The organism is Xenorhabdus bakwenae (assembly GCF_030272115.1).
Classification (GTDB): Bacteria; Pseudomonadota; Gammaproteobacteria; order Enterobacterales; family Enterobacteriaceae; genus Xenorhabdus; species Xenorhabdus bakwenae.
Window position 1 is genome coordinate 3,358,635 of record NZ_CP119194.1, and the last position, 22,705, is coordinate 3,381,339.

The window sequence follows — 22,705 nt, forward strand, 5'->3', positions numbered from 1 at the left end:
ACTAAAAAATGTCAGAGTATTGACTAAATTTAGGTATTCAAATTTTGAATCATGCCCGCTGAGGAGTTTGCTATGTCTGATGTGTTTCACTTAGGTATTACCAAAAGCGACCTGCAAGGCGCAACTCTGGCAATTGTACCCGGCGATCCTAACCGTGTTGAGAAAATTGCGCGACTGATGGATAACCCAGTCCATTTGGCTTCCCACCGTGAATTTACAACCTGGCGTGCAGAAATCAACGGAAAGGCTGTGGTTGTCTGCTCTACAGGCATTGGCGGTCCCTCAACGTCGATTGCTGTAGAGGAACTGGCACAGTTAGGAGTATGTACTTTCCTGCGTATCGGAACAACTGGGGCGATTCAGCCACATATCAATGTAGGGGATGTATTGGTTACGACTGCCGCGGTTCGTTTGGACGGTGCCAGCCTGCACTTTGCCCCAATGGAGTTCCCTGCGGTTGCTGATTTTGCGTGTACAAATGCCTTGTATGAAGCCGCAAAGGCATCGGGTTCTGCTACCCATGTTGGTATTACTGCATCTTCCGATACCTTCTATCCAGGACAAGAGCGTTACGATACTTATTCCGGTCGTGTTGTGCGCCGTTTCCAGGGTTCGATGAAAGAATGGCAAGAAATGGGCGTAATGAACTTTGAAATGGAGTCAGCAACCTTGCTGACCATGTGCGCAAGTCAGGGACTACGGGCTGGTATGGTAGCCGGTGTGATCGTTAACCGTACCCAACAGGAAATCCCCGATGTTGAGCTGCTGAAAAAAACGGAAAGCAATGCACTGGGGATTGTTGTGGAGGCCGCCCGTCGCCTGCTGTGAAGTTTTTCATCAAGGGTCAGAGCATTCTGGCCCTATCGTTTTTGTTATCTTTTGTCTCCCTTCATTTTCCCTTCATTTCAAAATTTGATAATGTCATAACATTCTGTACTAATAGATAGTTTGTTCTATTAACTATTTTTTTAATCGCAACAAGAGTGACTATGACCACAACATTTCTATCTCATCCTTCACTACTTCCTTTGAATGGTGGCATTAATTTCCGTGATTTGGGTAATAACACCCTGAAAAATGGCGCTAAAATTAAATCAGGATTGTTATTTCGTTCAGGATCACTGGACAGATTGACAGAAAACGATCAGGCTTTTTTAGTCGATCAAAACCTTTTGCAGATCATTGATTATCGTGATAACAGCGAAATTATGGATAAACCCGATCGCATATGGAATGGTGCGCATTATCACCATGCTCCAGCTAATCCTCTTTCCAAAGAAGTGGATGCTAATCTGGATAAGTTAGACAAAGAAATACTGGAGCAATTCGACGCGAAAGTATTTATGGCTCGCTTATATGAATTGTTACCCATTAACAATCCAGCTTATAAGACGTTAGCGACATTATTGCTGCAACCAGAGAAAGGCGGAATTGTGCAACATTGCGCGGTGGGTAAAGACAGGACAGGAGTGGGTTCTGCACTGGTTTTATTCGCACTGGGTGCTGATTTGGATACGGTGATGGAAGATTATTTGTTGACCAATATCACATTGGCGCCATACCGCGACTATTTATTGAGTGAACACGCAAAAATTATGCGTGAAAGTGTGGTCGAAAAATTTGCCTATGTTTATTCAGTGAGGGAAGAGTTTCTGCTGACAGCAATTAACAGTATTAACCGGCATTATGGCAGCGTAGATATTTGGCTGGAAAAAGATATCGGACTCAATATCGCTGCGCGTGAAAAACTACAAGCTTATTTTCTTGAATAAAAATATCAGGTTAGCATTGGACGGATTGTTCAGGGCTGACCTATAACCTCCCACTGATAACACAGGAAAGATTAATGTGAGCCTGCATGAAATTATCGAACTGATCATAAACTTCGTAAAAGACCATGAAGTTTGGGCAATTCCCATCATTTTCCTACTGGCATTTGGTGAATCGTTGGCATTTATTTCCCTATTATTGCCAGCAACGATCATTTTGTTGGGGTTAGGCGCATTGATTGGTGAAAGTGGATTAACCTTCTGGCCAATATGGCTAGCTGCCGCCGCCGGCGCTTTCTTTGGTGATTGGGTTTCTTACTGGTTTGGTTTCCATTACAAAGAAAATGTCGGCAAGATGTGGCCGCTTTCCCGCCATCCTCAAACGTTGGTTCGCGGACATCGTTTTTTTGACCGATGGGGCGTATGGGGCATTTTCATTGGGCGTTTTTTTTGGCCCGTTGAGAGCAGTTGTACCGCTGGTGGCTGGAATTTGTGCCATGCCAAAACGTCATTTTCAGCTCGCTAATTTAGCGTCTGCATTGATCTGGGCATTCGGTATCTTAGCACCAGGGGCATTTGGCCTGCGTTGGTTGGCAGAGTGGATGGGATAATTGCGAGCCGCTTTGCAGACTGAAAGAAAGCCATTAGATATTCTGGACATTTATACAGCATCTATTTAACTTACATTGAGTCTAATGAATCGAAAACGTTGACTGAAATTTAGTGCCAATGGTGTTAATGAAGAATAGCGTTAGCGAGAAATGGTATTAGTGAGAAATGATGTTAGCGAGGGTGTATAAGTGGATATCCAGTGGTTATACATGCTGATCGGTGGTTTAGGTGGATTGCTGGGCGGAGGGATCTTCGTCTGGCTCTCTGTTCAGCAGAGGATCCAGCAGAAAGAGCAGGCACTGCGTGAATTATATAGCCAACAGGCTGTTAGCCATGAAAAGCTGGAGCAATCCCACTATTGGCGTACTGAATGCACTCAACTAAACCAAGAGTTACTGGCTCAACGCGAAATTAACAGTGTGCAGGAAGTTGAGTTGCGAGAACTGAGCACCCGGCTTGAAGAAACCAGACTGGCTGCGGAGGAAAAGCAGCGTTTATTGATCAACAGTGAGCAGCGATTAAGTACCCAATTTGAAAATCTCGCCAATCGTATCTTTGATCAGAATCGACGCAGTACTGACGAATATCATCGTCAAAACCTCAATAATCTTCTGATGCCATTTCGTGAACAACTTGAAGGATTCCGCCGTCAGGTACAAGACAGTTTTGGGCAGGAAGCCCGCGAGCGCCATACTTTGACTCATGAAGTTCGTCATCTTCAGCAACTCAATGCACAGATGGCAAAAGAAGCTATTAATCTTACAAAGGCCCTGAAAGGAGACAATAAAATACAGGGAAATTGGGGGGAGATGGTATTGGCTCGGGTTTTGGAAGCGTCTGGTTTGCGTGAGGGATATGAGTTCGATACGCAGGTTAATCTTAAGGCTGAAAACAGCGAACGTTTTCAACCGGATGTGATTGTGCATCTGCCACAGGGAAAAGATGTCATTATTGATGCCAAAATGTCTCTGGTTGCTTATGAACGTTATTTCAATAGTGATAGCGAAGAACAACAGGCGCAGGCATTACAGGAACATATCAACTCTATCAGAGGACATATTCGCGGCCTGAGCCGAAAAGATTATCAACAATTACCCGGATTGCGATCACTGGATTATGTTTTGATGTTTATTCCTGTGGAACCTGCTTATCTGGTTGCACTCAATCAGGCCCCAGAATTACTTGATGAAGCATTGAAACATAATATTATGTTGGTCAGCCCATCAACTTTGCTGGTTGCTGTTCGTATTATCAATAATTTGTGGCGTTATGAATATCAAAGCCAAAATGCGCGTTTGATTGCCGATAAGGCCGCCAGAATGTATGACAAAATGCGGTTGTTTGTGGATGATATGCAAGGATTGGGGCAAAGCCTTAACAAAGCACAGGCGAGTTACCATTTCGCAATGAAAAAGCTTGTTGAGGGCAGAGGTAATTTAATTAGTCAGGCCGAAGCATTTCGTGATTTAGGCGTGGATGTGAAACGTCCTATTGATTCACAGTTGATTGATAAATCTTTCCAATCGTTGCAGGTGAATGAGTGAAGTCTGGATAGGGTTTTGTTGGAAAGGCTGGTACACTGGCTATAAATTTTTTTGAATAAAAAGCGGACAAATAACATGGCAGATCAATCAAAAGAAACCACTGATTTTGGTTTCCGCACCGTAGCCAAAGAACAAAAAAAAGAGATGGTGGCAGAGGTATTTCACTCTGTGGCCTCGAAATATGACTTAATGAATGACTTGATGTCATTTGGCATTCACCGTATCTGGAAACGTTTCACTATTGAGTCAAGTGGTATTCGCCGTGGTCATAAGGTGCTTGATCTTGCTGGTGGAACAGGTGATCTAACCGCAAAATTCTCCCGAATGGTGGGGGAAAAAGGTCAAGTTGTTCTGGCGGATATTAATGACTCAATGTTGAAAGTGGGACGCGAAAAATTACGCGATACCGGTATCGTAGGTAATGTCAGTTATGTTCAAGCCAATGCCGAAGAACTGCCTTTCCCTGATAACCATTTTGATTGTATTACTATTTCTTTCGGCTTGCGTAATGTCACGGATAAAGAAAAAGCACTACGTTCCATGTATCGGGTACTTAAGCCAGGCGGACGCTTGTTGGTGCTGGAGTTTTCTAAACCTGTATTGGCACCGTTAAGTAAGGTTTATGATGTTTATTCATTCCATGTTCTGCCCCGAATCGGTCAGATGGTTGTGAATGATGGGGACAGTTACCGTTATCTGACAGAATCCATCCGTATGCACCCTGATCAGGAAACGTTAAAAGGCATGATGGAAGAGGCGGGCTTTGACCAGGTTTACTACACCAACATGACTGGTGGAATTGTTGCACTGCACAAAGGATTCAAATTCTGAGATGGAAACCCCCTCATTAAGCCATAATATGAGTTCTGCGGCATCCAATGATAAGGTGTTGTTTCCGGTAGTAACGGCCTTTCTGGAAACAACCTTGAATCATCTGTTATATCGTGAAGCGGTATTAAAACCTGCCCGCTTGAGACTGGCAGGTAAGATACTGTCCATCAAACTGAAAGAAATCGAAACCCCCTTGATACTGATATTCAGTGAGAGACGGGTGGATGTTTTGAGCCAATGGTCAGAGCTTGTGGATTGCTCGATGAAAGCAACGCTCCCTGCACTACTCAAACTACGGGATCGCCAGTGCCTTTCAACCCTGATTAACCGGGGGGAAATTGTCATTGAAGGGGACATGCAGGTGATTCAACAATGGTCTGCTTTGCTGGATATGTCAGAGTGGGATCCTGCGTATTATCTTTCCCCTTATGTCGGTGATATTGCCGCAGAAGGTATCAGCCGGATGATAAAGAAAGGTTTTGAATTTGCCAGCAATACCATTGCAAGGAAGAAAACGTATTTCACCGAATCATTGACGGAAGAATGGAAAATGGTTCCCAGTGCGTTGGAAGTGGCTTATTTCAACGAAGAGGTTAGTGCTGTTGCCAATCAGATAACACAACTCGAAAAACGGTTGGCGGCACTGGAGGGAAAACATGACCCCCAGTGAAATTAGACGACTTTACTTTATCATCCGAGTGTTTCTTTCTTACGGGTTAGATGAACTCATCCCTAATATTCGTTTGACATGGCCGTTGCGTTTTGGGCGTTATTTCCTGTTTTGGATACCTAACAAGCATAAGGATAAACCTCTCGGCGAACGTTTGCGTTTAGCATTACAAGAACTCGGTCCAGTGTGGATCAAATTTGGCCAGATGCTCTCCACGCGTCGAGACCTGTTTCCGCCTGCGATTGCAGATCAACTTTCGATGTTACAAGATCGGGTAGTGTCCTTTGATGGCGCGGTGGCACGAAAATCGATTGAAACGGCTTTAGAGGGCGCACTGGAAACGTGGTTTGAGGATTTTGATCCACAACCCCTGGCTTCCGCTTCTATCGCTCAGGTACATACTGCTCGATTGAAAGAGAATGGCAGAGAAGTTGTTTTAAAGGTGATCCGCCCGGATATTCTGCCGGTAATTAAAGCTGATGTGCGGTTAATGTATCGCCTGGCAAATTTGGTTCCTCTTTTACCTGATGGTCGTCGTCTTCGTCCGCGTGAAGTTATAAGAGAATATGAGAAAACGCTGCTTGATGAGCTGAATTTATTGCGTGAAACTGCAAACGCGATTCAATTGCGGCGTAATTTTGAAGACAGTTCAATGCTCTACGTGCCGGAAGTCTATCCCGACTATTGCCGGGAAAATGTTTTGGTGATGGAGCGCATTTATGGTATTCCCGTGTCAGATGTTGCGGCTTTAGAGGCGCAGAACACCAATATGAAATTATTGGCTGAACGTGGAGTTCAGGTATTCTTCACCCAAGTATTTCGTGATAGTTTTTTCCATGCGGATATGCATCCCGGTAATATTTTCGTCAGTTATGACAAACCGGAAGATCCTACTTATATCGGCATCGATTACGGCATTGTTGGCTCTTTGAATAAAGATGATAAACGCTATCTGGCCGAAAATTTTATTGCTTTCTTCAATCGTGATTATCGTCGGGTCGCTGAACTGCATGTCGATTCTGGTTGGGTGCCGGCAGATACCAATGTGGAAGATTTCGAATTTGCTATTCGTACCGTTTGTGAACCAATTTTTGAAAAACCACTGGCTGAAATCTCATTTGGGCATGTTTTGCTAAACCTTTTTAATACCGCCCGTCGTTTTAATATGGCAGTTCAGCCCCAGTTAGTTCTGCTGCAAAAAACGCTGTTGTATGTTGAAGGCTTGGGGCGCCAACTTTATCCTCAGCTTGATCTGTGGAAAACAGCAAAACCTTTTCTGGAAGATTGGCTGCATGATCAGATTGGGCTTCCCGCTATTGTGCGTGCCTTTAAAGAGAAAGCACCTTATTGGGCGGAAAAGTTACCAGAACTTCCAGAGCTGGTATATGGCACGCTCCAGCAGCATCGGCGTTTACAAAGCAGCATTGATCAGATATCGCAACAATTCAGGGAACAACAGTTCAGACAGCGCAAGTCTCTCTATTTGTTGGGGATTGGTGCAACTCTCTTTATCTGTGGTAGTTTGTTTTTCATCATAGATCAGAAACATCTGGCATGGGGAATGATAGGGAGCGGAATTGCATCATGGGGATTGGGCTGGTGTCATTTAAGCAAGCGTTAATAATTCAGTAATGATGAATATTAAATGAAGGTAATTCTGCCACGATCCTTGGTATGATTGTGTTATTTTTGAACATAAAGTTTGTCGTTTATCATTAAATCACGAGTAATATTCTATGAATGGAGGTAGGTCAGTATGGGTGGTATAAGTATTTGGCAATTGCTCATCATTGCCGTCATTGTCGTACTGGTGTTTGGTACTAATAAGCTGCGTACCTTGGGTTCAGACTTGGGTGAATCAATCAAGGGCTTTAAAAAGGCAATGAGTGATGATGGAAAGTCACCGCAGCCGGAAAAAATGAGTCAGGATCAGGATGCCGAGTTTGAAACTAAAAACCTCACTGAAAAGTTCACGGCGGCGCAATCTGAAAAATCAGAGAGTAAAAGTAAAGACAAAGAGCAGGTATAAACCGTGTTTGACATTGGTTTTAGTGAACTACTGTTAGTGATGATCATTGGCCTGGTCGTTCTGGGACCGGAACGTCTGCCTGTTGCGGTCAAAACAGTGGCTGGCTGGATTCGGGCATTGCGTTCGCTGGCGGCTAATGTCCAGAATGAGCTTGCTCAGGAACTAAAATTGCAAGAGCTTCAGGACACCCTGAAAAAAATGGAAGAAAAAGCCGACCTGCAATCACTTTCGCCAGAACTGAAAGCTTCAATGGAGGCGTTGAAGGAAGCGGCTGATTCATTGAAAAATACGTATCAGTTGAAACCGGATGAAATGAGGGAATTGGAGGAGGATGAAACGTATTTTCATTCTTCTGAGTCCCAATCGGTTGCAAGGCATTCGAATTCAGAATCAGTCATTGCAGAGCAATCGAACGCAAGCACAGAGCAACAAAAAAGAAAACCACCTGAACAAGTAAATGGCGAACACTGAAACATGTCTGTGGATAATACCCAACCTCTTATCAGTCACCTGATCGAACTGCGTAAGCGGATTTTAAATAGTTTAATTACCGTGCTGGTTGTGTTTCTGGCATTGGTTTATTTTTCCAATGACATTTATCGACTTATTGCAGCGCCTTTAATGGAACAATTACCTAAAGGTGCCAATATGATTGCAACAGATGTTGCATCACCTTTTTTTACCCCAATTAAACTGACCATTATGGTGTCTATCTTTGTTTCGGCACCGATGATCCTTTATCAAGTATGGGCATTTATTGCGCCGGCATTGTATAAACACGAACGCCGTTTGATTATGCCCTTACTGTTTTCCAGTAGCATATTGTTTTATCTGGGAATGGCATTCGCCTATTTTGTCGTTTTTCCCATTGTGTTTGGTTTCTTTATCAATACCGTACCCGTTGGGGTCGTAATATCGACGGACATCAGCAATTATTTAAGCTTTGTCATGGCGCTATTTATGGCTTTTGGCGTTTCATTCGAAATACCCATTGCCATTATTTTGCTGTGTTGGAGTGGGATAGTGACGCCAGAATCACTAAAGAGAAAGCGTCCTTATATTTTGGTCGGGGCGTTTGTGGTTGGGATGTTGTTAACACCCCCCGATGTTTTCTCACAGACTTTGCTGGCTGTTCCCATGTATTTGCTATTTGAGCTGGGGATTTTGCTTTCGCAGTTCTATGTTGGTAAATGGGGACGGCGTAATTTTATCAATTCAGAAGATAAATCAGACAGTGATATTGGTGACAATTTTAAACAATAATCTGATGCCAGGCATTCATGATTATTGCGAACTGATAGATGGTGTTAACATCATTATCATGAAACGATGACTATTAACCCAGCGCTTTGGCGCTGGGTTTTACATTAGGAGAACAATATGAGCTATGTATTTCCGGGGGCATTTCCCGGTCGTCGTATGCGTCGTGTGCGCCGTCATGACTTTTCCCGTCGCTTAGTTGCTGAAAATCAACTTACTGTGAATGATCTGATTTATCCTGTATTTGTTATGGAAGGAACGAATCAGCGTCAGGAAGTGTCTTCAATGCCAGGAGTGTATCGTCTGACAATCGATCTTTTGCTGAAAGAAGCAGAAGAGATTGCCCGACTGGGTATTCCTGTTTTGTCTCTGTTTCCGGTCATTGAAGCGGACAAGAAATCATTGGATGCGAAAGAAGCCTATAACCCCGACGGCTTGATTCAGCGCTCTGTTCGTGCCCTGAAAGATGCTGTTCCTGAATTGGGTCTTCTGACGGATGTAGCGCTCGATCCATTTACTACCCACGGGCAAGATGGTGTTATTGATCAGGATGGTTATGTTATCAATGACATTACCAAAGATATTCTGGTTAAGCAGGCATTGTCCCATGCTGAAGCTGGGGGCGAAATTATCGCGCCAAGCGATATGATGGATGGCCGCGTTGGGGCTATTCGTGAGCAGCTTGAGATGGATGGTTATGTTAATACCCAAATTATGGCTTATTCTGCCAAATACGCCTCTTGTTACTATGGGCCATTTAGGGATGCTATTGGCTCCAGCGGTAACCTGAAAGGTGGCAATAAAATGACCTATCAAATGGACCCTGCAAATAGTGATGAAGCGTTGCAGGAAATTGCACAGGATTTACAGGAAGGTGCAGATAGCGTCATGGTTAAACCGGGTATGCCATATTTGGATGTGATTCGCCGGGTAAAAGAGACTTTCGGTGTGCCGACATTTGCTTATCAGGTTTCTGGGGAATATGCCATGCATATGGCAGCGATTCAAAATGGTTGGTTGAAAGAGCAGCCCGCGATTATGGAATCACTATTGTGCTTCAAACGAGCGGGAGCAGATGGTGTTCTGACCTATTTTGCCAAGCGCGTAGCGCAGTGGCTGCATGAACAAAAATACTGATTTGTAATCGCTTGAGACGGGCAATTTTGCCCGTCTTCTGCTTAAATTTTGATGAAATATTTATTATCTAAAACCTTAGAAACTTCTTTGTTGAGAATATTTAGCAAGAGAATGGAGCGGGTTTCCCCATCCGGTTCATTATAAATTGCTTGAATGCCTTCGAAGATCCCCTCAGTGATTAAGACGGTATCACCAGTAATCGGGGTTTCAGGTGCAATATATTCTTGCTCAGTAACAGACATTAATTCATCAATCAATGTTTGTGGAACAATGGCAGGATAAGTACTGAATCGAACGAAATGATTGACACCACGTGTGGAATTAACGGTCGTGGTATGAATAACTTCGGGATTAAAGTGGACAAACAGGTAATTGGGAAACAGTGGCTCAGTAACTGTGGTTCGTTTACCCCGAATAATTTTTTCAATTTTGGCTGTAGGTGTTAAGCAAATTACGTCCTGTCGCTCTAAATTCTCTATTGCCCGAGAGACTTGCCCACGTTTACAGTAAAGAAGATACCAATTTCCCATCATATTTCGACTCCATTGCGTAGAGTGCCTAGCATAACAAAACCAGTACTAAAGGGTCACCAGTAAAGATAGAAGTTATTTAAGTGTAAGCCGTATTTTTATATTCTATCGTGCTTATTTTCAGTAAAAGTCTATGTCTTGATTATTGCACTAAATCCATTGTGTTTTAGCAGGTTATGAGTTTTCCTTGTAACCCTCATGGGAGGGATTATAATGGCTTTCCCCCCTGAAAATCGGCACAAATGAACACTATGAAATATCGCGATCTAAGAGACTTTCTTTCCTTGTTGGAACAATCAGGTGAATTAAAGCGAATTCGTATAGAAGTTGATCCATACCTGGAAATGACTGAAATCGCAGATCGTACTCTTCGTGCCGGTGGTCCTGCCTTATTATTTGAAAATCCTAAGGGATATTCGATGCCTGTATTGTGCAACTTGTTTGGGACACCTCAGCGTGTTGCCATGGGAATGGGGCAGGATGATGTTAAGGCACTGCATGATGTTGGGAAACTATTGGCTTTTCTGAAAGAGCCTGAGCCACCAAAAGGCTTTCGTGATTTGGTCGATAAATTGCCGAAATTCAAACAGGTTTTGAATATGCCAACCAAACGCCTTAGCTTTGCGCCTTGTCAGGAACAGATTTGGGCCGAAGATGAAGTTGATCTTACCCGTATTCCAGTCATGCATTGTTGGCCAGATGATGCAGCCCCTTTAATTACCTGGGGATTGACGGTGACTAAAGGACCTAATAAAGAGCGCCAGAACTTGGGTATCTACCGCCAACAGGTATTGGGAAAAAACAAACTGGTTATGCGCTGGTTATCACATCGTGGTGGTGCGCTTGATTTTCAGGAGTGGTGTCAGGCTCACCCGGGGGAACGTTTCCCTGTATCCGTTGCATTGGGAGCCGATCCTGCCACGATATTGGGGGCGGTTACTCCAATTCCTGATACCTTGTCTGAATATGCGTTTGCTGGATTATTGCGTGGGCATAAAACGGAAGTTGTTAAATGTATATCCAATGATCTGGAAGTACCTGCCAGCGCTGAGATTATCCTTGAAGGCTACATTGAACCTGGTGAAATGGCACCGGAAGGGCCATATGGTGATCATACCGGCTATTACAATGAAGTCGATATGTTCCCGGTATTTACCGTAACCCATATTACCCAACGCAGTGATGCTATCTATCATTCGACTTACACTGGGCGTCCGCCGGATGAACCTGCGGTGCTGGGGGTTGCGTTGAATGAAGTATTGGTGCCAATATTGCAAAAACAATTTCCTGAAATTGTGGATTTTTACTTGCCGCCAGAAGGCTGCTCTTATCGACTCGCGATCGTTACAATGAAAAAACAGTATGCAGGCCATGCCAAACGAGTAATGATGGGAGTTTGGTCATATCTGAGACAATTTATGTACACAAAATTTGTTATCGTTTGTGATGATGATATCAATGCGCGAGATTGGAATGATGTCATCTGGGCGATAACAACGCGAATGGACCCGCAGAGAGATACGGTCTTAATGGAAAATACCCCCATTGACTATCTCGATTTTGCATCGCCTGTTTCTGGGTTAGGCTCAAAAATGGGGTTAGATGCAACAAATAAATGGCCAGGAGAGACACAAAGGGAATGGGGACGCCCGATAGTGATGAGCGATGAGATTCGGGCCCGTGTCGATGAAATTTGGGATCAATTAGATATTTTGAAGCGATAAGAGGGAACGCATGACAATATTAAGTTGTAAAGTAACATCGGTTGACTCCATTACAGATACAGTTTATCGGGTTCGTTTATTACCTGATTCGCCTTTTTTTTTCCGTGCAGGACAATATTTAATGGTGATTATGGATGAAAGGGATAAACGTCCTTTCTCCATGGCATCACCACCCTCAGAAAAACAGATAATTGAGTTGCATATTGGGGCTTCTGAGCTAAATCTCTATGCGATGGCGGTAATGGATAGAATTCTGGATCAGAAAGTCATTGATATTGACATTCCACATGGTCATGCCTGGTTTCGTGAAGACAGCAAAAACCCGATGTTATTGATTGCCGGTGGAACGGGATTCTCATATACGCGCTCTATCTTATTGGCTGCATTGAAAAAAAATCCTAATCGTGAAATTTCCATCTATTGGGGAGGGCGAGAACTGCAACACCTTTATGATTTGGGGGCGTTGCAATCATTAAGTGAGCATTATCCTAATTTGACCGTTGTACCGGTGGTTGAACAAGTTGATGAACACTGGCGCGGAAGAACGGGAACAGTTCTGAGTGCGGTTTTGGAAGATTTCGGCAGTTTGGCAAACCATGATATTTACATTGCTGGCCGCTTTGAGATGGCTAAAATTGCCCGTGAACGGTTCTGTAGTGAGCGAGATGCATCTATCGAACGCATGTATGGGGATGCATTTGAGTTTATTTGAGCCGTTTGCCGATAAAAAATGAGACGACAAAAAATAAAAAACCCGCCCCTGACAGGCGGGAAACTATGGCAACAACTGACTAGAATGATGCAATAGATAAGACAGACAAGGGAAAAACGTTAATTTTTAAAAGCCATAAATGTCAATCGTCAACTATGCTTTATAGCCAAGTTTTCATGACTATACTCTTTCAATAATCGTGGCTATACCCTGGCCTAACCCGATGCACATGGTTGATAGCCCGAACTGAACATCTTTACGTTCCATCAAGTTAAGCAGAGTGGTTGTAATGCGAGTACCAGAGCACCCCAATGGGTGACCGAGAGCAATAGCGCCACCGTTCAGGTTGATTCTGTCATCCATACTCTCCAGCAGATTCAATCCCTTTATACAAGCCAGGGATTGTGCAGCGAATGCTTCGTTCAATTCCATAACGCCAATATCCGTAAGGCTTAATCCGGCTTTTTTCAGGGCCATTTGTGTGGCCGGCACAGGGCCATAACCCATGATAGAAGGATCACAACCCACCACCGCCATTGAGCGAATACGGGCGCGAGGTTTTAATCCTAACGCTTTAGCTTTGCTTTCGCTCATGATCAGCATGGCAGAGGCGCCATCGGAAAGCGCTGAGGAGTTACCCGCAGTCACACTTCCAGTGACAGGATCAAAAACGGGACGCAGTGCAGCCAAATCTTTTGGATTAGCATCTGTGCGGATCACTTCATCAAAATCGACGAGTTTCAGATTTCCTTCAGCATCATGTCCATATATGGGGACTATTTCGCTAGAGAAAGCCTTGGATACGGTCGCTTGTGTTGCACGTTGATGAGAACGGAGGGCAAACTCATCCTGCATTTCACGACTAATATTGTACATTTTGGCCAGCATTTCTGCCGTTAACCCCATCACACCTGCTGCCTTGGCAACGTTACGGCTTAATTTGGGATGAAAGTCGACACCGTGTGTCATGGGAACATGTCCCATATGTTCAACACCACCGACCATAACAATACTGGCATCACCGGTCATGATCATGCGGGCACCATCGTGCAGCGATTGCATCGAAGAACCACAGAGACGGTTAACCGTGACCGCAGGAACTGAATGGGGAATACCCGCGAGTAAAGCTGAGTTGCGGGCAATATTGAACCCTTGTTCCAGTGTTTGTTGCACGCACCCCCAAGAGATATCATCAATATCTTCAGGTTTAACAGTAGGATTGCGCTTGAGTATTGACTTCATCAGATGTGCAGAGAGATCTTCGGCACGGACCTGACGGAATACACCACCTCTTGAGCGCCCCATCGGGGTACGGATACCATCAATAATAACTACGTTTTCCATGTTTTCAGACCTCACGCTTTTTCACCTGAATTAACAGCAAGTTCTGCTGGGGCAGGGTAGTAACTTTCATTACCTTCGGCTTTTGCTTTCAGACCAGCGGGTATGTGATAGAGGGCGCCCAGGTGAGTATAACTTTCTGCCATCTTCACATAGGCGGCAGTTCCCAGGGTATCCAGATAACGGAAAACGCCACCATGGAATGGAGGGAAGCCTAAGCCATAGACCAGTGCCATATCCGCTTCTGCGGGGCTGGCAATAACACCTTCTTCGAAGCAGCGAACAACTTCGTTAATCATTGGGATCATGGTTCGGGCAATGATCTCTTCGCCAGAGAAAGTATGTTTCGGTTTGCTGATGCTTGCCAATAATTGATCGGTAGTATCATCCTGCTCTTTTTTCGGCTTGCCTTTTTTATCTTGGGTATATTTATAGAAACCAACGCCATTTTTCTGACCATAACGCTGATTTTCAAAGAGTACATCAATGGCATCCCGATAATCGCGGCTCATGCGGTTTGGGAAACCCTGAGCCATGACAGATTGTGCATGGTGGGCGGTGTCAATACCGACAACATCAATGAGATAAGCAGGACCCATTGGCCAGCCAAATTCTTTTTCCATGATTTTGTCGATTTGGCGGAAATCACCACCATCACGCAACAACATGCCAAAACCAGCCAGATAGGGGAACAATACGCGGTTTACAAAGAAGCCGGGGCAATCGTTAACAACGATCGGTGTTTTACCCATTTTACTGGCATACGCAACAACATTTGCAATCGTCTTATCTGCGGTTTTTTCTCCACGAATAATTTCAACCAACGGCATACGATGTACTGGGTTGAAGAAATGCATCCCACAGAAGTTTTCCGGGCGTTTTAGCGATTTTGCTAATTCAGTGATTGGGATAGTGGAGGTATTGGAAGCCAGAATGCAATCATCGCTGATATGTGATTCTGTTTCTGCTAAAACCGCCGCTTTAATCTTCGGATTTTCAACGACAGCTTCAACAACAATTCGGGATTGTTCAATACCCGCATAATTCAGGGTTGGATGAATGGATGCCAGAATTTTAGCCATCTTCATGGCATCTAAACGCCCACGCTCAAATTGTTTATTCAGCAATTTGGCAGCTTCATTGATACCTAAATCCAGCGCTTTTTGATTAATATCTTTCATCAAGACAGGAATACCTTTGCGCGCTGATTGATAGGCAATACCTCCACCCATGATCCCGGCCCCCAGTACAGTCGCATGCTCAGGGGTTGTAACGGTTTGCAGGTGTTTCTTCGCCAGGCCTTTAACATATTGCTCATTCAGAAAGATGCCGATTAAAGCACGAGAGACAGACGTGTGTGCTAATGAAACAAAACTGGCTGATTCCAGTTTTAAGGCTTCATCACGACCCAGTGTAGCGGCTTTTTCAATGGTTTTTACCGCAGTGATTGGTGCTGGATAATGAGGGCCGGCAACCTTCATGACCATACCTTTTGCGACGGTGAAACTCATGATACGTTCGATCTCATTGAGAGTCAGAGGCATCAGTTTAGGCTGACGGGCGGCTTGCCAGTCCAAGTCTCCCTGAATAGCTTGTTCCAGAATTGAAACGGCAGAGTCAACCAGTTTTTCGGCGGGAACTACGGCATCAACCAGGCCATTTTTCAGTGCTTCTTCAGCACCAATATCTTTTCCTGCGGAAATGATTTCGAGAGCGTTGTCTGTGCCAATCAGGCGTGGTAGGCGAACAGAGCCACCAAATCCCGGCATAATACCTAATTTAGTTTCTGGTAATCCGATGCGAAGATCGGGGGATGCGATACGAAAATCTGTTGAAAGCACCAATTCACACCCACCGCCAAGGGCATAGCCATTGATAGCAGAAATAGTTGGAACGGCGAGATCTTCTATACGGTTAAAGATATTGTTGGCGAGATCCAGTAATTCGTGCAGTTTTTCTGCTGGTGCACTGAATAGCGATAAAAATTCTGTGATATCAGCACCAACAATAAAAGCTTTTTTTTCAGAGCGTAGCAGTAACCCTTTTAGTTTAGTTTCTTGCTCAAGGGTAGCAACGGCTTTATCCAGCGAAGTAACCGTTTTTGTGTCTAATTTATTAATTGCAGCCGGCGCATTGAAGATGAGTTCAGCAATGCCATCTTTCAGCCATTTTACTTGAATAGTTTCACTTAGGTAGAGCATGTCATTCTCCTCAATGAGTGCATACCATCTGGTATGACCAGATGCAGTTGATTGTGATTACTGTGTTAATTTAATGCAAACCAATGATTAATTTTTTGTAGGGCAGATCACAGGTAAGATTTATGGCAGGGAGCAATATATTTTGTTAATGCATTGAAAAATATAAATATATTGGTTTATTTTCAGAGAGGGCATTTTTCACGTGATAGCTCCCACAATAATGGATTGTGGTAATATTTAAGCTCCTGCCAAAAAATCAAAAGGTTAATTAAGAAGATGGAAAAGTTGGCATCTCTGTACCAAGAACATATTAAAACCTTACAAAAACGTGCCCGAGAAATCTTAGAACGAACTCAGTTTGACGCCTTGCTTATTCATTCAGGTGAATCATTACGGGTTTTTCTGGATGACAGCCATTATCCGTTTAAGGTAAATGCACACTTTAAGGCTTGGATACCTGTGACCAAAGTGCCTAATTGCTGGTTGTGGATTGATGGTGTTAATAAACCTAAGCTCTGGTTTTATTCACCAGTAGATTACTGGCACAGCGTAGAGCCACTACCCAGTGGATACTGGACTGACGAAATAGAAATGATCCATTTGGCAAAAGCTGAAGATATCAGCATTAAACTGAATGGATTATCAAAACAGAACACCGCTTATATTGGTGAACAAACGGAGCGTGCTAAATCTTTAGGCATTCTTGATCACAATATCAACCCAAAAGCTGTTTTGGATTATTTGAATTATCATCGTTCATATAAAACAGATTATGAATTGGCTTGTATGCGTGAGTCCCAGAAAACCGCCGTTAATGGTCATCTGGCCGCTTATGATGCATTTTTGTCTGGTGTGAGCGAATTCGAAATCAATATGTTCTATTTGATGGCAACCGGGCACCGTGATACCGATGTCCCTTATGATAATATTGTTGCCTTGAATGAAAATACGGCTGTTTTGCACTACAACAAATTACAGCAGAGGGTTCCTTCGGAAATACGCAGTTTTTTGATTGATGCTGGAGCGGAATATCATGGTTATGCTGCGGATATCACCAGAACCTATGCAGCAAAACCTCATAATGATTTTGCCTCACTGATAAAGGATCTGAATGAAGAACAACAGGCGCTCATCGGCACAATTAAAACGGGAGTTCGATATACCGACTACCATGTTAATATGCACCAACGTATAGCCAGAATACTGAAAAAACATGATATTGTTCATGGGATCAGTGAAGAAGATATGGTTGAAACAGGATTGACGACACCATTTTTCCCACACGGACTCGGCCATCCTTTAGGTTTGCAGGTGCATGACGCTGCGGGATTTATGCAAGATGATAGAGGAACCCATCTGGCCGCCCCGGAGATGCATCCTTATTTGCGCTGTACCCGTATTCTGGAGCCAAGAATGGTTTTGACCATTGAACCTGGGATCTATTTCATTGAAACTTTATTAGCGCAGTGGCGTGAAAGTGAATATCGTCAACATTTTGATTGGAAGAAAATCAATATGTTGAAAAATTATGGTGGTATTCGTATTGAAGATAACATCGTTATTCACGATGGAAAAATTGAAAATATGACCAGAGAATTACAATTATCGTAATGAAGCCTTATTTAATTCCTGCGGCTTCAGTCAGTTTTACTGAAGAAATAAAAAAGAGTCGTTTCATTACCCTGCTGGAGCATACCAGCGGGGTGGATGAGGCGAAGTTATTTATCCAAAGCATCAAAGAACAATATCCTGATGCTCGGCACCATTGTTGGGCTTTTGTGGCAGGAGCGCCGGATGATTCCCAACAGTTAGGGTTTTCTGATGATGGTGAGCCTACCGGAACCGCTGGTAAGCCGATGATTGCTCAGTTAATAGGAAGTCGTTTGGGGGAAATTACTGCTGTATCTGTTCGCTATTTTGGTGGCATAAAATTGGGTACGGGTGGTTTGGTAAAAGCCTATGGCAATGGGGTACAGCAAGCTCTGAAGCTGTTGCAAACCGAATACAAAGTACCGCAGAAGTTATACCAGTTACAGTGTGAGTACTCGCATATTTCAATGGTAGAACAGTTGCTACACCAATTTTCTGGGCAAGTGATCGCCAGTGATTATGCTGAAAATGTCACGTTGCAAGTCTCGCTGCCAGCTACCCTTGTTGGTGAGATAGGTGATAAATTACGGGACTTGAGCCGTGGTGCTCTGTTTTTAACACCAAAATCATAACTATTCTTCATACCGGATTTCTAAGGAACCAGCCGAATGCATTTTCGCGCCATAACCCGCATTGTTGGACTACTTGTCATTCTTTTCTCTGTCACAATGATTATTCCGGGGCTGGTCGCATTGATCTATCGTGATGGCGCAGGCAGGGCATTCAGCCAGACATTCATCTTTGCTCTCGTCATTGGTTTAATATTGTGGATACCTAATCGCGAACAAAAATCTGAACTCAAACCAAAAGAGGGCTTTTTGATTGTTGTCCTATTTTGGACCGTGTTGGGAAGTGTGGGGGCATTGCCATTCATTTTCTCAGAAAAACCTAATCTTTCAGTCACAGATGCCTTTTTTGAATCATTTTCTGGCTTGACGACAACAGGGGCGACGACGCTTGTTGGCCTTGATTCCCTTCCCAAGGCTATTTTGTTCTATCGACAAATGCTGCAATGGTTAGGTGGCATGGGAATTATCGTTCTGGCGGTGGCGATCTTACCTCTGCTTGGTGTGGGGGGAATGCAGCTTTATCGTGCAGAAATGCCAGGACCGTTGAAAGACAATAAAATGCGTCCACGTATTGCAGAAACGGCAAAAACGCTTTGGCTGATTTATGTCTTGTTGACCATTGCCTGTGCGCTGGCATTGTGGGCGGCGGGAATGTCAGCATTCGATGCGATTTCTCATAGCTTTTCTACCATCGCTATTGGGGGATTTTCTACTCATGATGCCAGCATCGGCTTTTTTAATAGCCCGGCCATCAACACGATTATTGCCATTTTCTTATTGATTTCGGGCTGTAATTTTGGTTTGCATTTTGCGGTTCTTTCTGGACGAAGCTTGAAAGTGTACTGGCGTGATCCAGAATTTCGGATGTTCATTACTATTCAGTTAGCACTATTGGCTATCTGTATGCTGATATTATGGCAACATTCTGTTTATGAATCAGAATGGGAAGCATTGAATCACGCGTTTTTTCAAGTTGTCTCTATGGCAACAACGGCTGGATTTACAACGGACTCTTTTGCCAATTGGCCTCTGTTTCTGCCTTTTCTGCTGTTATGTTCTGCATTTATAGGGGGATGTGCGGGTTCAACAGGAGGCGGTCTCAAAGTTATCCGTATTTTGTTGCTGTTCTTGCAAGGATCGCGTGAATTAAAGCGTTTAGTGCACCCGAATGCCGTGTATACCATTAAATTGGGGCGCCGAGCATTACCGGAACGGATTATTGAAGCAGTATGGGGTTTTTTCTCTGCTTATGCACTGGTTTTCGTCGTGAGTATGTTGTTACTGATCGCAACGGGTGTTGACGAATTTTCTGCTTTTTCTGCCATCGCCGCCACATTGAATAACTTGGGGCCAGGATTGGGAGCCGTCGCTGATAACTTTACAACGATGAATCCGGCGGCTAAATGGATATTGGTTGTCACTATGTTATTTGGGCGTTTGGAAGTATTCACATTATTGGTCCTATTTACCCCTACTTTTTGGCGTGAATAGTGTTTATATACCAATCCAACTTTAAGATGCGTGTTATATTTCCCCGCGCAGCGGGGAAATATAAGGCCTCGCGTCGTCTTGCGGATGGCAACGTGAAGTTTATCGTGTATATGTGATTCTCTGTTTAATAAGGGCGTATCTATGAATTATTTGTTGCTCTATTCTACCCAAGATGGGCAGACCAAAAAAATTATTACCCGTATCGCAGAGAACCTCCGTCGTGCTGGTATTAAGTGTGAGTTAAGAGATCTTTCTACAGTGAAACAAATCAATTTGCTGCCTTACCAAAAAATCATGGTAGGGGCGTCGATACGTTATGGTTGTTTCAATTTTGTATTGCATGATTTTGTCATTCGCCATCAAAAACAATTGAACCAAATGCCAACAGCTTTCTTTGGCGTCAACTTAACGGCGAGAAAGCCAGAAAAAAGAACGCCAGAAACGAACGCTTATGTACGTAAGTTTTTAATAAAAAGTCCGTGGCAACCTGATTTATGCGGAGTTTTTGCGGGAGCGCTACTCTATCCACGTTATCGTTGGTTGGATCGCATGATGATTCAGTTCATTATGCGAATGACCGGAGGAGAAACAGATACTACAAAAGAAATCGAATACACCGATTGGGAACAGGTAGATCATTTTTCTGAGAAATTTTTGCAAATATCGTGTGATAAAACGCCTTAAAAACAGTCTTTCTGCTGGTTATTACCTCGTTTTGAGGAAAAAAAACGCGAACAGAAAAAAATTTTAAAAAAACTATTGTCAGCGTCATAAAACTCCCTATAATGCGCTTCCGTTGTCACGACAAACACACAAATCGGTCGGGATGACAACGTGAAAGGCCCTGAAAAATAAGGCTTGACACGAAAAGAGGAAAGCGTAAGATACGCAGCCTCGCAACCCGGAAGAGACGCCCGGTTGCCAACGCTCTTTAACAAATTAATCAGACAATCTGTGTGGGCACTCACAAGACACTATCTGACGCCGAAAGGCGAAAAAGATTAAAAAGTCTTGAAGAGTGACTGAACAGTTAATTCATTATGAACGGACAGTCAGAATTCTTTGAGCATCAAACACTTTAATTGAAGAGTTTGATCATGGCTCAGATTGAACGCTGGCGGCAGGCCTAACACATGCAAGTCGGGCGGCAGCGGGAAGAAGCTTGCTTCTTTGCCGGCGAGCGGCGGACGGGTGAGTAATGTCTGGGGATCTGCCCGATGGAGGGGGATAACCACTGGAAACGGTGGCTAATACCGCATAACCTCGAGAGAGCAAAGTGGGGGACCTTCGGGCCTCACACCATCGGATGAACCCAGATGGGATTAGCTAGTAGGTGGGGTAATGGCTCACCTAGGCGACGATCCCTAGCTGGTCTGAGAGGATGACCAGCCACACTGGGACTGAGACACGGCCCAGACTCCTACGGGAGGCAGCAGTGGGGAATATTGCACAATGGGCGCAAGCCTGATGCAGCCATGCCGCGTGTATGAAGAAGGCCTTCGGGTTGTAAAGTACTTTCAGTGGGGAGGAAGGCACAGGGTTGAATACACCCTGTGATTGACGTTACCCACAGAAGAAGCACCGGCTAACTCCGTGCCAGCAGCCGCGGTAATACGGAGGGTGCAAGCGTTAATCGGAATTACTGGGCGTAAAGCGCACGCAGGCGGTCAATTAAGTTAGATGTGAAATCCCCGGGCTTAACCCGGGAATGGCATCTAAGACTGGTTGACTAGAGTCTCGTAGAGGGGGGTAGAATTCCACGTGTAGCGGTGAAATGCGTAGAGATGTGGAGGAATACCGGTGGCGAAGGCGGCCCCCTGGACGAAGACTGACGCTCAGGTGCGAAAGCGTGGGGAGCAAACAGGATTAGATACCCTGGTAGTCCACGCTGTAAACGATGTCGATTTGGAGGTTGTGGCCTTGAGCTGTGGCTTCCGGAGCTAACGCGTTAAATCGACCGCCTGGGGAGTACGGTCGCAAGATTAAAACTCAAATGAATTGACGGGGGCCCGCACAAGCGGTGGAGCATGTGGTTTAATTCGATGCAACGCGAAGAACCTTACCTACTCTTGACATCCACGGAATTCTGCAGAGATGCGGAAGTGCCTTCGGGACCCGTGAGACAGGTGCTGCATGGCTGTCGTCAGCTCGTGTTGTGAAATGTTGGGTTAAGTCCCGCAACGAGCGCAACCCTTATCCTTTGTTGCCAGCACGTGATGGTGGGAACTCAAGGGAGACTGCCGGTGATAAACCGGAGGAAGGTGGGGATGACGTCAAGTCATCATGGCCCTTACGAGTAGGGCTACACACGTGCTACAATGGCAGATACAAAGAGAAGCGACCTCGCGAGAGCAAGCGGACCTCATAAAGTCTGTCGTAGTCCGGATTGGAGTCTGCAACTCGACTCCATGAAGTCGGAATCGCTAGTAATCGTAGATCAGAATGCTACGGTGAATACGTTCCCGGGCCTTGTACACACCGCCCGTCACACCATGGGAGTGGGTTGCAAAAGAAGTCGGTAGCTTAACCTTCGGGAGGGCGCTGACCACTTTGTGATTCATGACTGGGGTGAAGTCGTAACAAGGTAACCGTAGGGGAACCTGCGGTTGGATCACCTCCTTACCGAAAGATAGTG

At 44.4% G+C, this 22,705-nt stretch carries 19 protein-coding genes, 1 rRNA gene and 1 pseudogene; 18 read left to right on the forward strand and 3 right to left on the reverse strand.

The window, feature by feature from the left end; genetic code table 11:
- The first annotated feature begins 72 nt into the window (after positions 1–72).
- The 11 genes and pseudogenes from udp to hemB all read left to right on the forward strand — a co-directional run bounded on the left by udp (position 73) and on the right by hemB (position 9,852).
- A complete protein-coding gene (gene udp / locus PXH59_RS16685) occupies positions 73–828 on the forward strand; it encodes a uridine phosphorylase (RefSeq protein ID WP_047770664.1) in 756 nt (251 codons plus the stop codon).
- 161 nt (positions 829–989) lie between these two features.
- The gene (locus PXH59_RS16690; RefSeq protein ID WP_285809257.1) at positions 990–1,772 is read left to right on the forward strand and encodes a tyrosine-protein phosphatase; all 783 of its coding nucleotides are present in this window, start codon (positions 990–992) and stop codon (positions 1,770–1,772) included.
- A 76-nt stretch (positions 1,773–1,848) separates the two neighbouring features.
- Positions 1,849–2,380 (forward strand): annotated as a pseudogene (locus PXH59_RS16695) (DedA family protein).
- Between the two features lie 210 nt (positions 2,381–2,590).
- Positions 2,591–3,925 carry a DNA recombination protein RmuC gene (gene rmuC, locus PXH59_RS16700; protein ID WP_285811810.1) on the forward strand — a complete coding sequence of 445 codons (1,335 nt, stop codon included), beginning with the start codon at positions 2,591–2,593 and terminating at the stop codon, positions 3,923–3,925.
- A gap of 75 nt (positions 3,926–4,000) precedes the next feature.
- Entirely contained in the window at positions 4,001–4,756 is a 756-nt protein-coding gene (gene ubiE, locus PXH59_RS16705; RefSeq protein ID WP_285809259.1) for a bifunctional demethylmenaquinone methyltransferase/2-methoxy-6-polyprenyl-1,4-benzoquinol methylase UbiE, read from the forward strand.
- Position 4,757: 1 nt separating this feature from the next.
- A complete protein-coding gene (ubiJ, locus tag PXH59_RS16710; protein WP_285809260.1) occupies positions 4,758–5,426 on the forward strand; it encodes a ubiquinone biosynthesis protein UbiJ in 669 nt (222 codons plus the stop codon).
- Positions 5,413–7,047 (forward strand): ubiquinone biosynthesis regulatory protein kinase UbiB, encoded by a 1,635-nt coding sequence (gene ubiB / locus PXH59_RS16715; protein WP_285809262.1) that lies wholly within the window; start codon positions 5,413–5,415, stop codon positions 7,045–7,047. Before ubiJ ends, ubiB begins: the two co-directional genes overlap by 14 nt.
- A gap of 135 nt (positions 7,048–7,182) precedes the next feature.
- Positions 7,183–7,455 carry a Sec-independent protein translocase subunit TatA gene (gene tatA, locus PXH59_RS16720; protein ID WP_047770658.1) on the forward strand — a complete coding sequence of 91 codons (273 nt, stop codon included), beginning with the start codon at positions 7,183–7,185 and terminating at the stop codon, positions 7,453–7,455.
- Positions 7,456–7,458: 3 nt separating this feature from the next.
- Complete coding sequence (gene tatB, locus PXH59_RS16725; RefSeq protein ID WP_285809265.1) at positions 7,459–7,926, forward strand: Sec-independent protein translocase protein TatB; 468 nt, start codon at positions 7,459–7,461, stop codon at positions 7,924–7,926.
- A 3-nt stretch (positions 7,927–7,929) separates the two neighbouring features.
- Positions 7,930–8,718 carry a Sec-independent protein translocase subunit TatC gene (gene tatC, locus PXH59_RS16730; RefSeq protein ID WP_285809266.1) on the forward strand — a complete coding sequence of 263 codons (789 nt, stop codon included), beginning with the start codon at positions 7,930–7,932 and terminating at the stop codon, positions 8,716–8,718.
- Positions 8,719–8,835: 117 nt separating this feature from the next.
- Positions 8,836–9,852 carry a porphobilinogen synthase gene (gene hemB / locus PXH59_RS16735; RefSeq protein ID WP_285809267.1) on the forward strand — a complete coding sequence of 339 codons (1,017 nt, stop codon included), beginning with the start codon at positions 8,836–8,838 and terminating at the stop codon, positions 9,850–9,852.
- Between the two features lie 41 nt (positions 9,853–9,893).
- On the opposite strand, the gene rfaH is transcribed toward hemB, so the two are convergent.
- On the reverse strand, positions 9,894–10,382 hold the full coding sequence (gene rfaH, locus PXH59_RS16740; RefSeq protein WP_047770675.1) for a transcription/translation regulatory transformer protein RfaH: 489 nt from the start codon (positions 10,380–10,382) through the stop codon (positions 9,894–9,896).
- A gap of 251 nt (positions 10,383–10,633) precedes the next feature.
- Here rfaH and ubiD point away from each other — a divergent pair, with 251 nt between their 5' ends.
- Positions 10,634–12,106 carry a 4-hydroxy-3-polyprenylbenzoate decarboxylase gene (ubiD, locus tag PXH59_RS16745; RefSeq protein WP_285809268.1) on the forward strand — a complete coding sequence of 491 codons (1,473 nt, stop codon included), beginning with the start codon at positions 10,634–10,636 and terminating at the stop codon, positions 12,104–12,106.
- Positions 12,107–12,116: 10 nt separating this feature from the next.
- Positions 12,117–12,818: an NAD(P)H-flavin reductase gene (gene fre, locus PXH59_RS16750; RefSeq protein WP_047770653.1), complete on the forward strand. Its 702-nt coding sequence runs from the start codon at positions 12,117–12,119 to the stop codon at positions 12,816–12,818.
- Between the two features lie 180 nt (positions 12,819–12,998).
- Here the strand turns inward: fre and fadA are convergent, their stop codons facing one another.
- Positions 12,999–14,162, reverse strand: a complete 1,164-nt coding sequence (fadA, locus tag PXH59_RS16755; protein WP_047770674.1) for an acetyl-CoA C-acyltransferase FadA — start codon at positions 14,160–14,162, stop codon at positions 12,999–13,001.
- An 11-nt stretch (positions 14,163–14,173) separates the two neighbouring features.
- A complete protein-coding gene (fadB, locus tag PXH59_RS16760) occupies positions 14,174–16,360 on the reverse strand; it encodes a fatty acid oxidation complex subunit alpha FadB (RefSeq protein WP_285809271.1) in 2,187 nt (728 codons plus the stop codon).
- Positions 16,361–16,636: 276 nt separating this feature from the next.
- Between fadB and pepQ the strand changes: the two genes are divergently transcribed.
- From pepQ to PXH59_RS16785, 5 genes are all read left to right on the forward strand, one after another.
- Entirely contained in the window at positions 16,637–17,971 is a 1,335-nt protein-coding gene (gene pepQ, locus PXH59_RS16765; RefSeq protein WP_285809273.1) for a Xaa-Pro dipeptidase, read from the forward strand.
- Positions 17,971–18,582 carry an IMPACT family protein gene (locus PXH59_RS16770; RefSeq protein ID WP_047770650.1) on the forward strand — a complete coding sequence of 204 codons (612 nt, stop codon included), beginning with the start codon at positions 17,971–17,973 and terminating at the stop codon, positions 18,580–18,582. Before pepQ ends, PXH59_RS16770 begins: the two co-directional genes overlap by 1 nt.
- 36 nt (positions 18,583–18,618) lie before the next feature.
- On the forward strand, positions 18,619–20,070 hold the full coding sequence (trkH, locus tag PXH59_RS16775) for a Trk system potassium transporter TrkH (RefSeq protein ID WP_285809274.1): 1,452 nt from the start codon (positions 18,619–18,621) through the stop codon (positions 20,068–20,070).
- Between the two features lie 141 nt (positions 20,071–20,211).
- Positions 20,212–20,754 (forward strand): menaquinone-dependent protoporphyrinogen IX dehydrogenase, encoded by a 543-nt coding sequence (gene hemG / locus PXH59_RS16780; protein ID WP_285809276.1) that lies wholly within the window; start codon positions 20,212–20,214, stop codon positions 20,752–20,754.
- A 395-nt stretch (positions 20,755–21,149) separates the two neighbouring features.
- A 16S ribosomal RNA gene (locus PXH59_RS16785) occupies positions 21,150–22,692 on the forward strand.
- Positions 22,693–22,705 lie beyond the last annotated feature (13 nt).